Annotated in this window: 21 protein-coding genes; 18 read left to right on the top strand and 3 right to left on the bottom strand. The window is 64.4% G+C overall.

Annotation, left to right across the window (positions count from 1 at the left end; genetic code table 11):
* The first annotated feature begins 6 nt into the window (after positions 1-6).
* Entirely contained in the window at positions 7-681 is a 675-nt protein-coding gene (locus tag ACP2YO_RS32065; protein ID WP_426435138.1) for a spermidine synthase, read from the top strand.
* Between the two features lie 12 nt (positions 682-693).
* Here the strand turns inward: ACP2YO_RS32065 and ACP2YO_RS32060 are convergent, their stop codons facing one another.
* Together ACP2YO_RS32060 and ACP2YO_RS32055 are read right to left on the bottom strand one after the other, a co-directional pair.
* Complete coding sequence (locus ACP2YO_RS32060) at positions 694-1161, bottom strand: nuclear transport factor 2 family protein (RefSeq protein ID WP_426435137.1); 468 nt, start codon at positions 1159-1161, stop codon at positions 694-696.
* Between the two features lie 118 nt (positions 1162-1279).
* The gene (locus ACP2YO_RS32055) at positions 1280-2206 is read right to left on the bottom strand and encodes an alpha/beta fold hydrolase (RefSeq protein ID WP_426435136.1); all 927 of its coding nucleotides are present in this window, start codon (positions 2204-2206) and stop codon (positions 1280-1282) included.
* Between the two features lie 170 nt (positions 2207-2376).
* Here ACP2YO_RS32055 and ACP2YO_RS32050 point away from each other — a divergent pair, with 170 nt between their 5' ends.
* From ACP2YO_RS32050 to ACP2YO_RS31970, 17 genes are all read left to right on the top strand, one after another.
* A complete protein-coding gene (locus tag ACP2YO_RS32050; protein WP_426435135.1) occupies positions 2377-2760 on the top strand; it encodes a hypothetical protein in 384 nt (127 codons plus the stop codon).
* Positions 2757-3839, top strand: coding sequence for a PHA/PHB synthase family protein (locus ACP2YO_RS32045; protein ID WP_426435134.1), 1083 nt, complete (start codon positions 2757-2759; stop codon positions 3837-3839). The genes ACP2YO_RS32050 and ACP2YO_RS32045 overlap by 4 nt, the downstream gene beginning before the upstream one ends.
* Positions 3836-4429, top strand: coding sequence for an N-acetyltransferase family protein (locus ACP2YO_RS32040; protein WP_426435133.1), 594 nt, complete (start codon positions 3836-3838; stop codon positions 4427-4429). Before ACP2YO_RS32045 ends, ACP2YO_RS32040 begins: the two co-directional genes overlap by 4 nt.
* 185 nt (positions 4430-4614) lie before the next feature.
* On the top strand, positions 4615-5091 hold the full coding sequence (locus ACP2YO_RS32035) for a phasin (RefSeq protein WP_426435132.1): 477 nt from the start codon (positions 4615-4617) through the stop codon (positions 5089-5091).
* Between the two features lie 195 nt (positions 5092-5286).
* A complete protein-coding gene (locus tag ACP2YO_RS32030; protein ID WP_426435131.1) occupies positions 5287-6570 on the top strand; it encodes a DUF445 domain-containing protein in 1284 nt (427 codons plus the stop codon).
* 207 nt (positions 6571-6777) lie between these two features.
* Positions 6778-7548 carry an esterase/lipase family protein gene (locus ACP2YO_RS32025; RefSeq protein ID WP_426435130.1) on the top strand — a complete coding sequence of 257 codons (771 nt, stop codon included), beginning with the start codon at positions 6778-6780 and terminating at the stop codon, positions 7546-7548.
* Between the two features lie 226 nt (positions 7549-7774).
* Entirely contained in the window at positions 7775-8644 is an 870-nt protein-coding gene (paaX, locus tag ACP2YO_RS32020; RefSeq protein ID WP_426435129.1) for a phenylacetic acid degradation operon negative regulatory protein PaaX, read from the top strand.
* A 75-nt stretch (positions 8645-8719) separates the two neighbouring features.
* Positions 8720-9712, top strand: coding sequence for a 1,2-phenylacetyl-CoA epoxidase subunit PaaA (gene paaA / locus ACP2YO_RS32015; protein ID WP_426435128.1), 993 nt, complete (start codon positions 8720-8722; stop codon positions 9710-9712).
* Positions 9713-9724: 12 nt separating this feature from the next.
* Entirely contained in the window at positions 9725-10012 is a 288-nt protein-coding gene (gene paaB / locus ACP2YO_RS32010; protein ID WP_066504298.1) for a 1,2-phenylacetyl-CoA epoxidase subunit PaaB, read from the top strand.
* 120 nt (positions 10013-10132) lie between these two features.
* On the top strand, positions 10133-10909 hold the full coding sequence (gene paaC / locus ACP2YO_RS32005) for a 1,2-phenylacetyl-CoA epoxidase subunit PaaC (protein WP_426435127.1): 777 nt from the start codon (positions 10133-10135) through the stop codon (positions 10907-10909).
* A complete protein-coding gene (gene paaD, locus ACP2YO_RS32000) occupies positions 10903-11406 on the top strand; it encodes a 1,2-phenylacetyl-CoA epoxidase subunit PaaD (protein WP_426435126.1) in 504 nt (167 codons plus the stop codon). Before paaC ends, paaD begins: the two co-directional genes overlap by 7 nt.
* Positions 11407-11408: 2 nt before the next feature.
* Positions 11409-12485, top strand: coding sequence for a 1,2-phenylacetyl-CoA epoxidase subunit PaaE (paaE, locus tag ACP2YO_RS31995; RefSeq protein ID WP_426435125.1), 1077 nt, complete (start codon positions 11409-11411; stop codon positions 12483-12485).
* A gap of 201 nt (positions 12486-12686) precedes the next feature.
* On the top strand, positions 12687-13157 hold the full coding sequence (paaI, locus tag ACP2YO_RS31990; RefSeq protein WP_426435124.1) for a hydroxyphenylacetyl-CoA thioesterase PaaI: 471 nt from the start codon (positions 12687-12689) through the stop codon (positions 13155-13157).
* An 18-nt stretch (positions 13158-13175) separates the two neighbouring features.
* Positions 13176-14507, top strand: a complete 1332-nt coding sequence (gene paaK, locus ACP2YO_RS31985) for a phenylacetate--CoA ligase PaaK (RefSeq protein WP_426435123.1) — start codon at positions 13176-13178, stop codon at positions 14505-14507.
* A 35-nt stretch (positions 14508-14542) separates the two neighbouring features.
* Complete coding sequence (gene iaaH, locus ACP2YO_RS31980) at positions 14543-15973, top strand: indoleacetamide hydrolase (RefSeq protein ID WP_426435122.1); 1431 nt, start codon at positions 14543-14545, stop codon at positions 15971-15973.
* Between the two features lie 168 nt (positions 15974-16141).
* Complete coding sequence (locus ACP2YO_RS31975) at positions 16142-17152, top strand: quinone oxidoreductase family protein (protein WP_426435121.1); 1011 nt, start codon at positions 16142-16144, stop codon at positions 17150-17152.
* A gap of 111 nt (positions 17153-17263) precedes the next feature.
* The gene (locus ACP2YO_RS31970; protein ID WP_426435120.1) at positions 17264-18319 is read left to right on the top strand and encodes a YeeE/YedE family protein; all 1056 of its coding nucleotides are present in this window, start codon (positions 17264-17266) and stop codon (positions 18317-18319) included.
* Positions 18320-18423: 104 nt separating this feature from the next.
* On the opposite strand, the gene ACP2YO_RS31965 is transcribed toward ACP2YO_RS31970, so the two are convergent.
* A complete protein-coding gene (locus ACP2YO_RS31965) occupies positions 18424-19323 on the bottom strand; it encodes a DMT family transporter (protein WP_426435119.1) in 900 nt (299 codons plus the stop codon).
* Between the last annotated feature and the right edge of the window lie 11 nt (positions 19324-19334).

Raw genomic sequence — 19334 nt, 5'->3', positions numbered from 1 at the left:
CGTCGCATGATTCCGTGGGAAAAAATCGATACGGCGCGGATTCCTGGCAGCGAAGACGAATTGCGTCTGATGCGGCGGGGCCGCGAATTCTCGATCATGCTTGGCGCCAACGAGCTGATGAACAGCCGCCTGTCGGGTTCGGAAGCCGCGCTCGCGACGCTTGCCGCCAAGCAGATCGAAAAGGTCAAGAATCCGCGTTTTCTGATCGGCGGCCTCGGCATGGGTTTTACGCTGCGGGCTGCACTCTCAGCACTCGGACGCGAGGCGCGGATTGTGGTGGCCGAACTGGTGCCGGCAGTCGTCGCCTGGGCACGAGGCCCGATGGCGGAGATATTCGGCGACAGCCTGAACGATCCGCGCGTAAGCATCCAGGAGGTGGATGTTGCCGACGTGATCGAGCGGCATTCGCTCACCTTTGATGCCATCCTGCTCGATGTCGATAACGGTCCTGAAGGTCTGACCCGCAAGGCCAATAACGCGCTGTATGAAGTCGCCGGGATCAAAATCGCACACACCGCGTTGCGGCGCGGCGGCGTGCTCGCGGTCTGGTCATCAGGGCCGAATGTGAAGTTTCCGAAATCGCTTCGCCAGGCCGGGTTCGCTGTCAACGAAGTAGCCATCCGCGCCACCGGCAAAGGTGGCGGCGCACGCCATGTGATCTGGATTGCGACGAAGTCGTAGCCCGCTCTACTGTCAGAACATCGTGTTGTTATTCGCCGGATTCTCCGGGATCGGCTGCACCACGTCCCAGTGCTCGACGATCTTGCCGTTCTCCAGCTTGAAGATGTCGATGATCGCGTTGCCGCGGGTGCCGGGCTCGCGCACCGCATGGACGTGCAGGATGACGTAGTCGCCATCCACGAATGACTGCTTGATCTCGCTGTGCGAGTTCGGGAATTTCTCGCGCAGGAAGGCGATGAACTTGCGGAAGCCTTCCGGGCCGTCGGTGGCACCCGGATTGTGCTGCACATAGCGGTCGCCGACATAGGCGAGCGCGCCGTCGGCATCCTTCTGGTTCAGCCCCTTCTCGTAGAACGCCAGCACCGCCTTGCGGTTGGCTTCCTGCTGGGCCCCATTTGGTGCCGCGATGGCCGAGGTCGAGACGAACGCAACCAGCAAGGTGGCGGCGATGGCCGCTCGCGGCCGGTGAAGGATGTTCATTGAGGGGCTCCCGGTGATTTGATCCGCACGACCTCGCGCGCTGCGCTCTCTACAGCCTCCACCGACGGCCCGGAAGAGCGTACCTCGATCTCACAAGGTCACTTTCAGGAAACCTGCCTTAGGCCGCCTTCGCCGCGGCGCCGTGAGCATGGTTGTCGATGGCGTCGATGATCTGCGGCCACATCGGGATCGGCAGCGCATGACCCATGTGCTCGACCATCAGGAGTTTCGCCCCGGGGATCGAGGCCGCGGTGTCCTTGCCGCCGTCGGGATGGACCAGCGGATCGACGGTGCCGTGGATCACCAGCGTCGGCGCCTTGACGCTGTGCAAACGTTCCTTGCGACTGCCGGAGGCAAGGATGGCGCGGAGCTGGCGGCCGACGCCGGGCGGATTGAGGCCGCGCTCATAGGTGCGCCTGGCGCGCGCGGGATCAAGCGCTTCGTCCTCCGGAAACGAGCCGTTGCGCAACACCTTCCAAGTCTGCGCGAAGCGCGCAAAATATTCTTCCTTAGTCGCCGGCGGCGGTGCCATCAGCACCGCGCCCGCCTCGCGGGTCGGACCCGGTATTTTCGGGTTGCCGGTGGTGGACATGATCGAGGTCAGCGAGCGCACGCGTTCCGGAAACGTGATTGCGATCTCCTGCGCGATCATGCCGCCCATCGACGCGCCGACCAGATGCGCGGTCCTGATGCCGAGCGCATCCATCAGCCCGATTGCGTCGCGCGCCATGTCGATCAGTTTGTAGGGGGCCGCGACCGGGATCTTCAGGAAACGCAGCTTGAGCAGTTCGAGCGGGGTCAGCCGTTTGCCGCCGCTCAAATGCGAGGACTTGCCGATGTCCCTGTTGTCGAATCGGATGACGCGGAAACCGCGCGCGGCAAGCTGCCGGCAGAACTCGTCGTCCCAATGGATCATCTGGGCGCCGAGGCCCATGATCAGCAGCAGCGGCTCCGCACCCGCATCGCCAAATATCTCGTAGCAAATGTCGATGCCATTGGCGCGGATGATCTGCGGTGGCTGATGGGCGAGCGTGGTCACGGGCATCCCCTGCTGGTATCCGGTCAGGAAACTCTATGCCACGGTTTGACGCAGCGCAGAAGGCTTTCGATGTCGCTGTTGACGCCGCGCAGTTGACCGACCCACGCGAACGGTGTCGTATGGCACAAACAAGCGGAAGCGCGCCAAGCGCTCGGAATTGGTGTGGAGGACGCCGAATGGCCGACAAGGGCAACGACCCTGCCGTGATCTGGCAGACGATGATGGGCGAGATGGAGAAGGGTTTCAACTCCTTCGCTAACCAGGCGATGGCATCGCCGGAATTTTCACGCGTGATGAATCAGGCTGGCGGCGCTGCGGCGGGCGCGCAGAGGCAGCTTGGCGAGTTGATGGAGAAATATCTGCTGGCGATGAATCTGCCGAGCCGCGCGCAACTCGTCGGCATGGCCGAGCGCATCCAGTCGATCGAAGGCCAGCTCAACGAGATCAAGGCGCTGCTGCAGCAGGTGCACCACAACTCGCTGGCGCCGGAGGGCGGCTTTGGCGCCGCGCCGCGTCCGCCGCGCACCAAACAGCCACCGCCGGAGGGAGAGCGCAAATGAACGCTCCCACGGGCTTTGATATCGCCTCGATCTCGGAGCGGGTGCAGTCCGAGGTGCAGCGCGCGATCCAGCGCAGCATCAAAGGCGTCGAGTATTTCTCCAGCTCCGGCCCGTCGCTCGGTTCGACGCCGAAGGATGTGCTGCATTCGCGCGGCACCATGAACCTCTATCACTACCGGCCGATGGCGGGCGAAGTCTATCGCGTGCCGGTGCTGATCGTGATGGCGACCACCAATCGCGGCTACATCCTCGACCTGGTGCCGGGGCAGAGCTTCATCGAATTCCTGCTCAAGCACGGCTACGACGTCTACATGCTGGACTGGGCCGCGCCGAAGCCGGAGGAGAAATCGCTTCGGATGGAGGATTACGTCCTCGACTTCATCCCGGATTGCGTGCGCCGCGTGCAGCAGGATTCCGGCGAGACGGACATCTCGGTCATCGGCTATTGCTTCGGCGGCGTGCTGTCGCTGCTCTATGGCTCGATTTTCAACGATGGGCCGATGAAAAACCTGATCTGCTTCACCACGCCGGTCGATTTCCGCGAGATGAAGCTGTTCTCGAACTTCGCCGACCGCCGCTATTTCGACGTCGACGGCCTGATCGACAGCGTCGGCAACATGCCGCCCGAACTGATCCTGCAGTCGTTCGAGATGCTGCGGCCGGCCTCGCGAGCGGCAAGCCAGGTGCAGCTCTGGGACAACATCTGGAACGACGAGTTCGTCAAGTCGTACCGGATGTTCGACCGCTGGGCGACCGACACGCTGCCGCTGGCGGGCGAATATTTCCGCGCCATCACCAAGGACCTGATGTGGGACAACAAGCTCTACAACGACACCATGACGGTCGGCGGCCGCGAGGCGAAGCTTGCGGACATCAAGGTGCCGATGCTGCATGCGGTCGCCGAGCACGACCATATCGTGCCGTATGACGCGGCCAAGCACCTGATCACCAAGATCGGCTCCGAGGACAAGGAGGAGGTGGTGCTGAAAGGCGGTCATGTCAGCCTCGTCGCCGGCGCCAACGCGATCAAGCGGCTGTGGCCGAAACTGGACTCCTGGTTGAGCAAGAGATCGACATGACCGAACAACGTTCCTATCCGCGCCACGTCAAGACCGAGGCTGGCGACATCGAATTCCGCCTGATGACCCGCGCGGACGAGGCCGCGGTGCTGGCCTTTGCGCAGAAGCTGCCGACCCACGATCTGCTGTTCCTGCCGCGTAACATCGGCCAGCCGAAGGTGCTGTCGGCCTGGATCAACGAGATCGAGCGCGGCGACATCACAAGCCTGGTCGCGCTCAAGGACGGCAAGGTGGTCGGCTGCGGCACGCTGGTGCGCGATCCGCATTCCTGGTCTCCGCATGTCGGTGAAATCAGGATGGTGGTGTCGCTGGATGTCCGCGGGCAGGGGGTCGGCCGGGCGCTCTCGCAGGAGACCTTCGCCATCGCGCTGGGGGCCGGGCTGGAGAAGCTCTCGGTGCAGATGACAGTCGACCAGCGTGCGGCGATCGCGCTGTTCGAAAGCCTCGGCTTCAAGGCGGAGGCCCTGCTGCGCGACCACGTCCGCGACGTGGAGGGCAAGACGCATGACATCGTCGTGCTCGGGCACAATGTGGCGCAGGTCCGTGTCCAGATGGAGGCTTATGGGCTACCGGCCGCGGTTCAGCAGTAATTAGGCACCTCTTGTCGTCAGTTTCGCGGGCAGTCTGCCGGATATTTACGCTGCTCACATGCTCGTGATATTGCAATACAACATATATATTGCATCGCACCATTAACTGTGTCACAACACCTTTGCCCCGGGCCAAACCGGACGGGGTGAGCCCATAGCTCAAACCTGAGGATGGAGAGACCCCAATGACCACTGAAACCAATTCCGTGCTGAACAGCGTCAAGGAAGCCTTCGCGCCCGTCACCGAGGCGTTCACCAAGCTCCAGAACCTGGAAGTTCCGGAAGCCGCCCGTGAGTTCGTGAAGAAGCAGGCTGAGACCGCGAAGACCCGCGCTGCCGATGCGTATGCCGGCTCCGAGAAGGTGACCGCCGTGATCGAATCCGCCGTTGCCGGTTCGGTGACCGAGGCTGCCAAGATCAGCCGCAACATCCAGCAGGCGATCTATCAGGACGCCGAGGCGTTCTTCGCCGGCATCGACAAGCTCGCGTCCGCGAAGTCGTTCAGCGAAGCCGCCCAGATCCAGTCGGAGATGGTCCGTGCGCGTGGCGAAGTGTTCGTCTCGCGGGCGAAGGCCACGTCAGAATATCTCGGCAAGCTCGTCGCCGACGGTGCCAAGACCGCGCAGGACAATTTCTCCAAGGTCTACACCAAGACCGCCTGATCGCGCCGATCTGACCAACTACCCTTTTCGAAGGCCCGCTTAGGCGGGCCTTCTTTTTGTCCGGTGCTTTTCATACTTCGTTGAAGCCGCTCCTGCCGTCATTGCGAGGAGCGACAGCGACGAAGCAATCCACGTCTCCGCGCGCGGTGAAATGGATTGCTTCGCTTCGCTCGCAATGACGGCTAGCATTGGACCATGACCCTTCCCGCCGCCCTCAGCGCCATTCCCGTCGATGTCGAACGCGCGGCCGAGCTGCGTCGCGTGAAGTGGCTGGCGACGGGCGTGCTGGTCGCGACCTTCGTCGTCTTCATCGCGTCCAAGGCGCTGCTGCCGATGCATCCCGCCTTTGGCTTCATTGCAGCGTTTGCCGAGGCCGCAACGATCGGCGGGCTTGCCGACTGGTATGCGGTCGTGGCCCTGTTCAAGCGGCCGCTGGGACTGCCGATCCCGCACACCGCGATCATCCAGAGCAACCAGCACCGCATCGCCGAGAAGCTCGGCGAATTCATCGAGACGAATTTCCTCGACGCCGGGCCGGTCGACGCCAAGCTGCGCGAGATCGATTTCGGCAGCTTCATCGCCGACTGGCTGCGCGACCGCAAGCGCGCCGAGGATCTCGGGCGCTTCGTGTTGCGGATGCTGCCCGAGGCGTTGTCGGCGACCGAGTCATCGGGCCTGATGCAGTTCATCAGCCGCCGCATCACGACGCAGATCCTCTCGGTCGATCTCGCGCCGCTTGCGGCCGGCGCGCTGCGCGGCTTCGTGCAGGACGGCAGGCATGAGGGCCTGCTCGATGACATCTTGCGCGCGTTGCACCAGACCTTGACGCAGAAGGAGACGATGGCGCTGATCCGCGACAAGGTCCGCGGCGAGATGCCGACGCTCCTGAAGCTCTATCGCGCCGACAAGTTCGTGGTGAACCGGATCATCGCCTCGGCCACGAAGTTCTTCGAGGAGGTGCGCAACGACCCGAAGCATCCGTTCCGCGGCGAGTTCGACCGCATGTTGCTGTCCTTTGTCGACCGTCTTGGCAGCGACCAGGCGTTCGCCGATCGCATCGAGGGCCTGAAGCGCGATTTGATGGCGCGGCCGGAGCTTGCCAATCTCGGGCGCACGATCTGGGCCAACGTCAAGGACTTCATCGAGCGCAGTGCATCGGGCGAGTCGCAGGTGTTGCAGCATCAACTGGCAAGAATGTTCGTCGAGGCCGGCGACGCGCTGGCCGGTGACGCAGAGCTGCGCGGCGAGATCAACCAGGGACTCACGGCCATCCTGCGCACGGTCGTTGCCGAGCAGAAGAGCGGGGTCTCGACCTTCATCGCCGATCAGATGAAGAGCTGGGACATGGAGCAACTAATCTCCCTGATCGAGGTCAATGTCGGCAAGGACCTGCAATACATCCGCTTCAACGGCTCGCTGATCGGCGGCCTTGCCGGGCTGGCGCTCTACACGCTGGAATACCTGCTGCGGCTGCTGTGACCGGCATGGCACGGCGGCACTTTGAGTTGTGAAGTGTGAAATGGGTCGCTTGCGCTAAGCGGATCAGTTCCTTAGCTTTTGCACTGGATGGGTGAATTGTTGCATTGCGGAACGATTTCCCCGGATTTGCGTCAATCCCTTTGACCCTTCCTGTTGACCCATTGCCGGCTGCCGAGACGTCGAGGCCACGCCGGAAGAGGAGTTGAAATGTCGGTTGCTGCGCAGACGCTACGCCCGCCGTCCCGGACACTGATGTTTCTGGAAGGCCGTGCCATCCACGAACTCGGCGCCTTCCTCGGTGCACTGCCGCTGTTGAGCCTCACCCCGCGCGGTGACGGCCATCCGGTGCTGGTGCTGCCCGGGCTGATTGCGTCCGATACGTCGACCCGCCCGCTGCGCAGCTTTCTCGACAGCAAAGGCTACGCCGTCAGCGGCTGGCGCCAGGGCCGCAACCTCGGGCTTCGTCACGGTGTGCAGGATGCCATGGTCGATCTGCTGCAGGAGATGAACGACGCGAGCGGCCGGAAGGTCTCGCTGGTCGGCTGGAGCCTCGGCGGCCTCTATGCGCGCCAACTCGCCAAGATGATGCCGGATCGCGTGCGCCAGGTGATCACGCTCGGCAGCCCATTTGCCTCGAATCCGAAGGCGACCAACGCCTGGCGGGTCTACGAGATGGCGAGCGGCCGCCGCGCCGAGGACGAGGATGTCCGCTTCGGCGGTGCGCTAGCCGGTGCCCCGCCGGTGCCGACCACCGCGATCTTCAGCCGCACCGACGGCATCTGCGCCTGGCAGGGCTGCCGTGAGCAGACCTCCGCGATGTCAGAGAGCATCGAGGTCGAGAGCAGCCATTGCGGCATGGGCCATCATCCAGCCGTCGTCTACGCCGTCGCCGACCGCCTCGCGCAGAAGGACGGCGAATGGGCCCCGTTCGATCGCGGCGGCTGGCGCAGCATGGTTTATCCGGATCCGAACCGCTGACAACTTGCGAAGTCCCTCTTCACCTCGCCCCGCTTGCGGGGACAGGTCGGATTGCATGCAGCGAAGCGGAATGCAATCCGGGTGAGGGGGACTCTCGGCGCACTCCGATCTCTCGAATTTGCGGAAGCAGCCCCTCACCCCAACCCTCTCCCCGCAAGAGCGGGGCGAGGGAGAAGTGAACCACCTGCATTGTCGTGAATCGACAAAACGCGGTATGCGTTGAGGCATGCCGCAGCCGCTTGCCCGCATCATCGACCAGTTGAAGCGCGAGCCGTCGCGCACGGGCTCGATCATCATCACCGTGTTCGGCGACGCCATCGTGCCGCGCGGCGGCTCGGTGTGGCTCGGGACCTTGCTGGAATTCTTCCAATCGCTCGACATCGACGGCAATGTGGTGCGCACCGCGATGTCGCGGCTCGCCGCGGACGGCTGGCTCGAGCGCAACAAGGTCGGGCGCAACAGTTTCTATCGGCTGATCAAGAAGGGCCGGCAGACCTTCGATACCGCGACGAAGCACATCTACGACCCGCCGCCGTCGGACTGGACCGGCCGCTTCGAGCTGCTGCTGATCGGCAATGCCGAAGACCGCGACGCCTCGCGCGAGGCGCTGAAGAATGCGGGTTTCGGCAGTCCGCTGCCCGGCGTCTGGGTCGCACCGTCGGGTGCGCCGATCCCCGACGAGGCCGCGCGCGCGATCCGCCTCGAAGTCTCCGCGGAAGACGACAGCGGGCGGCGGCTGCTCAGCGAAAGCTGGCCGCTCGATCGCACCGCGGACGCCTATCTGAAGTTTATCAAGACGTTCGAGCCGCTGCGCGGCTGGATCGGTCGTGGCGAACAGCTCAGCGATGCCGATGCCTTCACCGCGCGGATACTGCTGATCCACCACTACCGCCGCGTCGTGCTGCGCGATCCGCTGCTGCCGTATCAGCTGTTGCCACAGGACTGGCCGGGCAGGGCGGCGCGAAAACTCTGCGGCGATATCTACCGGGGGGTGCTTTCGCCGTCGGAACAATGGCTTGACGACCACGCAACCAACGAGGACGGACCACTGCCGAGGCCGAACGGCGCCGTCGGGCGTCGCTTCGAGGGCAAGTAAACATGTTACAAAAAATTCTTGCATTATGAAATTTGTGTTATATATTGACCGCAATAGCACACCGGGAGGTCGGCCATGTATACGCAGGCGCTCAATTCATCCGACGGCGATGATCGCGGCATCGAGGATGCCACCCGCGCAGCGCAGTTCCAGGCGCGCATCGATGACGACGAGCGCATCGAGCCGAACGACTGGATGCCGGCGGCCTATCGCAAGACGCTGACCCGGCAGATTTCCCAGCACGCCCATTCCGAAATCGTCGGCATGCTGCCCGAGGGCAACTGGATCACCCGCGCGCCAACGCTGCGTCGCAAGGCCGCGCTGCTGGCAAAAGCGCAGGACGAATGTGGCCACGGCCTATATCTCTACGCCGCCGCCGAGACGCTCGGCACCTCGCGCGAAGAGCTTGTCGACCTGATGTTGTCAGGCAAGGCGAAATATTCCTCGATCTTCAATTACCCGACGCTGACCTGGGCCGACATTGGCGCCATCGGCTGGCTGGTCGACGGTGCCGCGATCATGAACCAGATTCCGCTGTGCCGCTGCTCCTACGGTCCCTATGCGCGCGCGATGATCCGCGTTTGCAAGGAAGAGTCGTTCCATCAGCGCCAGGGCTTTGAGATCATGGTGACGCTGTGCCGCGGCACCGAGGAGCAGAAGGCGATGGCGCAGAACGCGCTGGAGCGCTGGTGGTGGCCGGTACTGATGATGTTCGGCCCGCCCGACAAGGCGAGTCAGCACAGCGACGTCTCGACCAAGTGGAAGATCAAGCGCTTCTCCAACGACGAGCTGCGCCAGAAATTCGTCGATGCCACCGTGCCGCAGGCGCAGTATCTCGGGCTGACCATCCCCGATCCGGGCATGAAGCAGAACGAGAATGGCAATTGGGAATACAGCTCGATCGACTGGGAAGAGTTCAACCAGGTTCTCGCCGGCAACGGCCCCTGCAACCGCGACCGTCTGGCCGCGCGCCGCAAGGCACATGATGAGGGCGCCTGGGTGCGCGAAGCCGCGGTGGCCTATGCCGAGAAGCGCAAGGGCCGCCAGCTCGCGCAAGCCGCAGAATAAGGGAGCGCCGACATGGCCACGCCGAACACACCGCTCTGGGAAGTTTTCATCCGCAGCCGCAATGGGCTGGCGCACAAGCATGTCGGCTCGCTGCACGCGACCGATGCCACGCTCGCGCTGCAGGCCGCGCGCGACATCTACACCCGCCGCGGCGAGGGCCTCTCGATCTGGGTCGTGCCGTCGAATGCGATCACCGCGTCCGATCCGTCCGAGAAGGGCATGATGTTCGAGCCGGCGGAATCGAAGATCTACCGTCATCCGACGTTTTACGACGTGCCGGACGAAGTCGGGCATATGTGAATTCGCCTTCCCCTCGTCATTGCGAGCGAAGCGAAGCAATCCATCGGGCCGCAAAGCAAGTGTGGATTGCGTCGTCGCTCCGCTCCTCGCAATGACGGAAAAACCAGCGAGTTTGATCAAATGGCAACCGCCAACATCAAGGTCTCCGAAACGCCGCTGGTGCTCTACGCGCTGCGCCGTGCCGACGATGCGCTGATCCTCGGCCACCGGCTCTCCGAATGGTGCGGCCACGCGCCCGCGATGGAAGAGGACATGGCGCTCGCCAATATGGGCCTCGATCTGCTCGGCCAGGCACGCGAACTCTACGCCTATGCCGCCAAGGTCGAAGGCCGCGACAACGACGAAGACAAGTTCGCCTATCTGCGCGACGTCAGGCAGTACCGGAATCTCCTGCTGCTGGAGCAGCCGAACGGCGACTTCGCCCGCACCATCGTCCGGCAGTTCTTCTACGCGGCGTTTGCCGATCTCTACTGGCGCGCGATGATGGCATCGTCGGATCCGACGCTGGCCGCGATTGCGGCGAAGTCGGAGAAGGAGACGGCGTATCACCTCAGGCATTCCTCGGAATGGATCGTCCGGCTCGGCGACGGCACCGAGGAGAGCCATCGGCGCGCGCAGGACGCGATCGACGATCTCTGGGCCTATACCGGCGAAATGTTCGCGGTCGACGACAGCGAGCGCGGCTTGATCGACGCCGGCATCGCGATCGACCCTGCGGCGCTCCAGCCGCGATGGCTGAAGACGATCACCGGCGTGGTCAACGAGGCAACGTTGTCGCTGCCGAAGAGCAACTGGATGCAGCAGGGCGGCCGCAGCGGCCGGCACAGCGAGCATCTCGGCCATCTCCTCAGCGAGTTGCAGTCGCTGCAGCGGACGTTTCCGGGGGCAACATGGTGATGGTTACAATCAGCGATGCCGACCTGCGCCAGCGCGCCTGGGCTGCGGCCGCGCAGGTGGTCGATCCCGAGATCCCGGTGCTGACCATCGCCGATCTCGGCGTGCTGCGCGATGTCGCCGTGCACGACGGCCATGTCGAGGTCGCGATCACGCCGACCTATTCCGGCTGCCCGGCGATGAACATGATCGCGCTCGAGATCGAGCTCGCGCTGGAGCGCGAGGGTATTCGCGAGCCGAAAGTGCTCACCGTGCTGTCGCCGGCCTGGACCACCGACTGGATGAGCGAGGACGGCCGTCGCAAGCTCCGCGACTATGGCATCGCGCCGCCGCTGCCGGGTTCCTCCCGCCGCGCGCTGTTCGGCGAGCAGCAGGTAACGTGCCCGCAATGCGGCTCCGGTGATACCGAGCTGCTCTCCGAGTTTGGATCGACCTCCTGCAAGGCGCTATGGCGTTGCAAGAGCTGCCGTGAACCCTTCGACTACTTCAAGTGTCATTGACCATGTCGACACCCCGCTTTCACCGTCTGGCCGTCCACGATCTGCGCCGCGAGGCGTCGGATGCGGTGTCCATCACCTTCGCGATCCCAAGGGATTTGCAAGGCGACTACAGCTTCATGCCCGGCCAGTATCTGACGCTACGCACGACGATGGACGGCGAGGAGATTCGCCGCTCCTATTCGATCTGCTCCGGCCCCGATGACGGCGAGTTGCGCATTGCCGTGAAGAAGGTGGACGGCGGCGCGTTCTCGAACTGGGCGGCCGATGACCTGAAGGCCGGTGACGAGCTTGACGTGATGACGCCGACCGGCCGTTTCGGCATTACGCATGCGCCGGATCAGGCGCGGGTCTACGTTGGATTTGCGGCCGGCAGCGGCATCACGCCGATCCTCTCGATCGTCAAGGGCGTGCTGTCGCGTGAGCCGAACAGCCGCTTCTTCCTGTTCTACGGCAACCGCTCGACCGAGGGCATGCTGTTCCGCGAGGCGCTGGAGGAGCTGAAGGACCGCTTCATGCAGCGGCTCTCGGTATTCCACGTCATCTCGGGCGAGGAGCAGGACATCCCGATCCTGCAAGGCCGGCTCGACGGCGACAAGGTGCGGGTGCTGCTGCGCTCGTTGGTGCCGGCCGCAAGCGTCGATCACGTCTTCATCTGCGGTCCGACCGGAATGAGCGAGACGGTCGAGGCGACCTGCCGCGAGATCGGCATCGCGGGCGAGCGCATCCATGTCGAGCGCTTCGTCTCGGAGTTCGGCGGCAAGCCGCGGCCGAAGACTGTCGTGCCCGCCGGCGCGCCGCCGAAGGCTGTGGCCGGGCTGATCATCGACGGCAAACGCCGCGAGGTGCCGGTGGCCGATGGTGAATCGATCCTCGACGCCGCGCTGCGCGCCGGCATGGACTTGCCGTTCGCCTGCAAGGGCGGCATGTGCTCGACCTGCCGCGCCAAGCTGGTCGAGGGCGATGCCAGGATGGATCTGAATTATTCGCTGGAGCCGTGGGAGCTGAAGGCAGGGTTTATCCTGACCTGCCAGGCCAAGCCGTGCTCCGAGAAGGTCGTGGTCGACTACGATCATGTTTGATGTTCTGACCGTCATTCCGGGGCGCGAAGCGAACCGCAGGTGCGCAATTGCGCACCGGGGAATCTCGAGATTCCGGGTCTGGTCCTTTCGGACCATCCCGGAATGACGGAAACGGAAGTAGCGTTGACGTCTTGCGCGTCGCGCCCAACACTTGATGCTCAAGAGGCCCTCGCAAAGGGGCTCGCTGACAGGGAGTTCGATGTGAACGTCAAGGCCACGCTATCGCCCGAGGACATTGCGCGGGAAGATTTGGCCCGCGCCTGTGCGGAGGCGATGTGGAATGAGGACGACGCCAGCAAGGGCCTCGGCATGGAGATCGTCGAGATCAAGCCGGGGCTGGCTGTCATGGCGATGACGGTGCAGCCGCACATGGTCAACGGCCAGCGCATCGCTCATGGCGGCTTCATCTTCACGCTCGCCGATTCCGCCTTCGCCTTTGCCTGCAACAGCCACAATGAGCGCGCGGTAGCGGCGCAGGGCAACATCACCTTTATCCGGCCGGGCAAGCTCGGCGACCGCCTGGTCGCGGCCGCGCACGAGATCTCGCGCAGCGGCCGCTCGGGAATCTACGACGTGCAAGTCACTGCTGGTGACACCGTGATCGCCGAATTCCGCGGCCATTCGCGGGTGATACCTGGCACGTGGCTACCAGAAGCGAACATCAAAAGATAACGGCCTCGGGGGAGTGTGATGGCTACAGCAAAGCTGAAGGTCAAGGAGAGCGGTTACCGCGCCGAGCTCGACGATTCCGAGCGCGCCTCGCGCGACGAGATCATGGCGCTGCAGACCAGGCGCCTCGCCTGGTCGCTCAAGCATGCCTACGACAATGTCGCGCACTACAAGAAAGCGTTCGACGCGGCCGGCGTGCATCCATCCGATTTCAGGCAGCTCTCCGACCTCGCCAAATTTCCGTTCACGGTGAAGACCGACCTGCGCGACAATTACCCGTTCAACATGTTCGCGGTGCCGCGTGAGAAGCTGGTCCGGATCCATGGCTCGTCGGGCACTACGGGCAAGCCGATCGTGGTCGGCTACACCAAGGGCGACATCGACGTCTGGTCCGATGTGATGGCGCGCTCGATCCGCGCCGCCGGTGGCCGCACCGGCATGCTGATGCACAATGCCTATGGCTACGGTCTTTTCACCGGCGGTCTTGGCGCGCATTACGGCGCCGAGCGGCTCGGCTGCACGGTGGTGCCGATTTCAGGCGGCATGACCGAGCGGCAGGTGCAGCTCATCAACGACTTCCGGCCCGACATCATCACGGTGACGCCAAGCTACATGCTGGCGATATCAGACGAGTTCAAGAAGCAGGGGCTCGATCCGCGCAAATCGTCGCTGAAGTTCGGCATCTTCGGCGCCGAGCCCTGGACCAACGCCATGCGTGCCGAGATCGAGCATGCCTTTGATATGGACGCCACCGACATCTACGGCCTCTCCGAAGTGATGGGGCCCGGCGTCGCGCAGGAATGCGTGGAGACCAAGGACGGCCTGCACATCTGGGAGGATCATTTCTATCCGGAGGTGATCGACCCCGGCACCGGCGAGGTGTTGCCGGACGGCGAGAAGGGTGAACTGGTGTTCACCTCGCTCACCAAGGAAGGTTTTCCGATCATCCGCTACCGCACCCGCGACCTGACGCGGCTGTTGCCGGGCACGGCGCGGCCCGGCATGCGGCGGATGGAAAAGGTCACCGGGCGTTCCGATGACATGATCATCCTCCGCGGAGTCAACGTGTTCCCGACCCAGATCGAGGAGGCCTTGCTCGCGACCGAGTGGTGCGGCGGCCACTTCATCATCGAGCTGACCCGCGATGGCAGAATGGATGAGATGACGGTGCTTGCCGAAGCCCGGCCCGAGAGCTGGGACGGCGGCGGGCTCGTCGCCCACACCGACAAGGTCGCGGCCTTCATCAAGAACACGATCGGCATCAGCGCCCGCGTCCGCGCCGTCGCCCCCGAGACGCTGGAACGTTCGCTTGGCAAGGCGAAACGGGTTTACGACAAGCGGCCGAAGGCCTAGCTTCGCGCCCGCAATCCAAGAGGGCGCAGGGTTCGATGGCTAATTCCAGTGAAGTGACCGCCGCTGATATCGTGGCTGATATCCGCGAGAAGAAGGTGACGGCGGTCAGCGTCGTGCAGGCGGCGCTCGATCGCGCCGAACGGCTCAAGGACCTCAACGCATTCATCGTGCTGAACCGGGACGGCGCGCTCGCGGCGGCGCACCAAGTCGATTCCGGCGAGCGGACCGGGGCACTCGCAGGCTTGCCTATCGTCGTCAAAGACAATATCAATACCGCCGGTCTGCCGACGTCGGGCGGCACGCCGTCGCTGCAACATGCGCGGCCCGCGCGGAATGCGCCGTCGCTGCAGAAGCTGCTCGATGCCGGCGCTGTGGTCATCGGCAAGACCAATCTGCACGAACTGGCATTCGGCATCACCAGCACGAATTTCGCGGCCTTCGCGGGGACGGTGAAAAATCCGTATGACACGACCCGAATCCCCGGCGGGTCGTCGGGCGGAACGTCATCGGCGATCGCCGCCCGCATCGCCACTTGCGGACTGGGATCCGACACCGGCGGCTCGACCCGCGTGCCGGCGGCGCTGACCGGGACCGTCGGTTTGCGGCCGTCGGTCGGCAATGGCGGCGCCGAGCGGCGCTATCACGACGACCATCAGGTGGTTCCAATCAGCCATACCCGCGACACCGTGGGTCCGATGGGCCGCACGGTCGCGGATGTCGCGCTGCTCGACTCCGTGATCACGGGCACGCCGCTGGCATCGGCGCTTCCGTTGCGTGGCAAGCGCTTCGGCGTTCCCGCGGCGTTCTGGAGCGGATTGGATCGCGATGTCGAGGCCGTCTGCCGCGCGGCCTGCGCCCGGCTTGGCGAAGCCGGCGCGGTGCTGGTCGACGTCGACATGCCCGGTCTGTTCGAGCAGAACGACAAGGTCTCGTTCGTGGTCGCCCTGCATGAACCGATCGCCGATATTCCGGCCTATCTCGAAGCGTCCGGGCTGACGGGGATCACGCTCGCCGACATCGCTGCCAAGGTTGCCAGTCCCGACGTCGTCGGTGCGTTCGGAGCCATCACCGCAGACGCCTTCGGCACGGCCTATAACGACGCCATGCGGGTGCAACGGCCGGCCCTGCAGGCGATCTACGCGGCGTATTTCCGCGACAATGGTCTGGATGCCATCCTGTTTCCGACCACCGCTGCTCCCGCGCCGTTGATCGATGCCGTGAACGGGTCTGGCGAGATGTCGGTCAATGGCGGCGCGCCTGTGCCGACCTTCGGCACCATGATCCGCAACACCGATCCTGCCAGCAATGCCGGCCTTCCCGGTCTGTCCCTTTATGCCGGCATGACGCCCGATGGACTGCCGGTCGGGCTTGAGATCGATGGTCCGGTCGGGAGCGATGCCAGATTGCTTGGGCTGGGATTGTCGATCGAGGCGATCCTGGGCTCGGCGCCGCCGCCGAAACTGTAGCCGGCGTTGTCGCGGTGCGGCAGCCGCGGTTTGACGCAACAATCCCCTTGAATTGAACGGTCAGTCGATTAGTCATAACGCCAAGCCGCTTGGCGGCAACAATCCTCGCTGGCGTCGCGTCACGCCAAAACGACCAAAACTGGCAAAACGACCAAGACTGGAATGTCCATGCCGTCGGCTCTCCCTCATCGTCATCAGGTCGAAGCACGCTGCGTGCGCTTGTTGACGAAGGCGGAGAATACGTCGGCGATTTCGCCTGTTGTCGAGATGCACCCGCTGTCGGGCGGCGACGATGACCTCCTGATCGAAATGAAGGCCGCCGCGGTCAATCCGTCCGATGTGAAGGCCGCGACCGGGCTGATGCCCTATGCCGTGTTCCCGCGCACGTCAGGGCGCGACTATGCCGGTGTCGTGCTCGATGGTCCCTCGGGCTGGATCGGGCGCGAGGTGTTCGGCTCATCCGGCGACCTCGGCATCCGCCGCGACGGCACCCATGCCACGCATCTCGTCGTCGAGCGTGATGCGGTCGTCGAGAAGCCCGGCAGCATTTCGTGGGAGGAGGCGGCCGGGATCGGCGTGCCCTTCGTCACTGCGATGGAAGGCCTGCGTCGCGCTGGATTGCCGACAAAAGGCGACACCGTGCTGGTCATGGGCGTCAACGGCAAGGTCGGCCAGGCCGCGGCGCAGATCGCGAGCTGGCACGGCGCACGCGTGATCGGCGTGGTGCGCAGGAGCGAGCCTTACGAGGGGCACGCGAATTCACCGGTAGAGGTGATCGATGCCTCCGCAACGGATGTCGCGACGCGCGTGCGCGAGCTCACCGGCGGCAAGGGCGCCGACATCGTCTTCAACACGGTCGGCGATCCCTATTTCCAGGCCGCGCACCAATCGCTGGCGCTGCGCGGCCGGCAGATCCTGATCGCGGCGGTCGACCGCATCGTGCAATTCAACATCCTCGAATTCTATCGGGGCCAGCACACTTATGTCGGTATCGATACGCTCGGGCTGCCGTCGATTGCGACCGGCGCGGTACTGCGCGAGCTGGCGCCGGGATTCGCCAGCGGTCACCTGAAGCCGTTTCCGATCAAGCCGAGCGCGGTCTATCCGCTGGAGCAGGCCAGGGCGGCATTCATCGCGGTCGCCGGCTCGTCGCGCGACCGCGTGATCCTGCGACCGTAATTTCCACCGTCATTGCGAGGAGCAAAGCGACGAAGCAATCCATTCTCTCCCGCCGCGGTGATATGGATTGCTTCGCTTCGCTCGCAATGACGAGAACTCTCGAGGACTCCCATGGACTCCGCCACGATCGTTATCCTCTCTGCCCTGATCATCGGTCTTGTTTACGGCTCGGTCGGGCTCCTGAGCGGCTTCTGCATGATGAGCAGCCTGCGCGGATGGTGGGCGCAGGGCGATGGCCGGCTGGTGCGCACCTTTGCGCTGGCGATGGGCGTTGCGATCGCGGCCTCGCAGCTCCTTGCATCAGCGGGGCTCGTCGATCTCGGCAAATCGATCTATTTGCAGCCGTCGTTCTCGGCGCCGGTGATGTTCCTTGGCGGCCTGCTGTTCGGCTATGGCATGGTGCTGTCGAACGGTTGCGGCTCGCGCGCGCTGGTGCTGCTCGGCCGCGGCAATCTCCGGTCCTTCGTGGTCGTGCTCGTGCTCGGCATCTTTGCCGAGATGACGCTGAAGGGCCTGATCGCACCGGCGCGGATCGCGATGGTGCAGGTGTCGCAACTGACGCTAGCGACCAATTCAGCGCCTGCGCTGCTTGCGAGCCTCGGCCTCGGTGCCGCGCACGCGCGGATGGTGGCGGCTTCGGTGCTCGCCGCCGCGCTGATCATCTTCGCCCTTGCGCACGCGCCGTTCCGGCAATCGTTCGGCCAGATTTTGGCCGGCCTGATCGTCGGCCTGCTCGTGGCCGCCGGCTGGTACGCGACCGGGTTTCTCGGCGCCGATGATTTCAACCCGACGCCGGTGACTTCGTTGACCTTCGTCGCGCCGATCGCGGACTCGCTGCAATATGTGATGCTGTCGACGGGCTCGACGCTCAACTTCGGCATCGTCACCGTGTTCGGCGTATTCGCCGGCAGCCTGGCCACGGCGCTCGCCACCGGGCGTTTCCGCCTCGAGGGCTATCAATCGCCGCGCCACATGCTGCGTTCGGCCGGCGGCGCGGCGCTGATGGGCGTGGGCGGCGTGATGGCGTTCGGTTGCTCGATCGGCCAGGGGCTGACCGGCTTGTCGACCCTGTCGCTTGCCTCCTTCATCGCGGTCGCCGGCATCATGCTCGGCACCGCCGCCGGTCTGCGCGGCGCTCTCAGGGTCCGTCCGCTCGCGGCGGCTTGAATCAGAGCGTTTTTGAGCGAAGTGGACGCCGGTTCGCGTGAAGAAAACGCGTCAAAACAAGAATCTAGAGCTTCGGTTCTGATTCAATCAGAACCGAAAATGCTCTAGGCGCGCGACGGCGCGTCCGCGAGCGAACTCAGCGCGATCCCGCCGACGATCAAGGCCGCGGCAAGCGCCAGCGACAGATCGACCGGCTCGCCCAGCAGAAGGGCCGCGCTGGCGATGCCGACGAGCGGGGTCGCGGTCGTGCCGAGCGAGGTGGTCAGGGCGGGCAGGCTCTTGTTGACCATCGACATCGCCCAATACGCCAGTGCGGTCCCGATCGCGCCGGAGTAAAGGAACAGCAGCGCGAGGTGCGGGGACCAATTCACCTCGGGGATGCCGTCCGTGATCAGCGCCATTGCGGTCAGCACGACGGTTGCGACCAGCACCTGCCAGAGCAGCAGCTGCAGCGGCGTTGCGATCCAGCGGTGCGACCTGATGTAGATGATGTTCGCCGCCCAGGAGATCGCAGCGAGGATAATCATTCCTGCGCCGATCAGGATGTGCCAATTGCCCCAGTCCAGTGATGCCGGGTTGAGGATGACGCAGAGGCCGGCGAGCCCCGAGGCGACGCCGACAAGCTTGAGAGTGCCGAGCCGTTCGGTTCTTGCGGCACCGGCGGCAAGCGCGACCCAGAGCGGCGTGGTGTAGCCGAGCACGATGCCCTTGCTGGCGGGAAGATAGCGCAACCCGGCGGCGACCAGTGTCGAGAACAGCGTCATGTGCAACAGCGCCACGCTGAGCACGACCGGGACGTCGGCAACCTCAGGGACGATCAGGTTTCCGCTCGCGCGCAGGATCACGAGCAGGCCGATCAGGGCGATCCAGCTTCGGATCGCCGCGGTCCACAGCGGCGGGACGGCCTCCACCAGCGATTTGGTCACCGACCAGTTGATGCCCCATGCCAGCACCACGACGATGAACAGGGCGGCGGCTTTGGCGGGCGACAGGGATTCATTCACGGCAGTGTCCT

The organism is Bradyrhizobium genosp. P (assembly GCF_049949265.1).
Taxonomy (GTDB): domain Bacteria; phylum Pseudomonadota; class Alphaproteobacteria; order Rhizobiales; family Xanthobacteraceae; genus Bradyrhizobium.
This window is presented reverse-complemented; position numbering and strand designations above follow the sequence as displayed.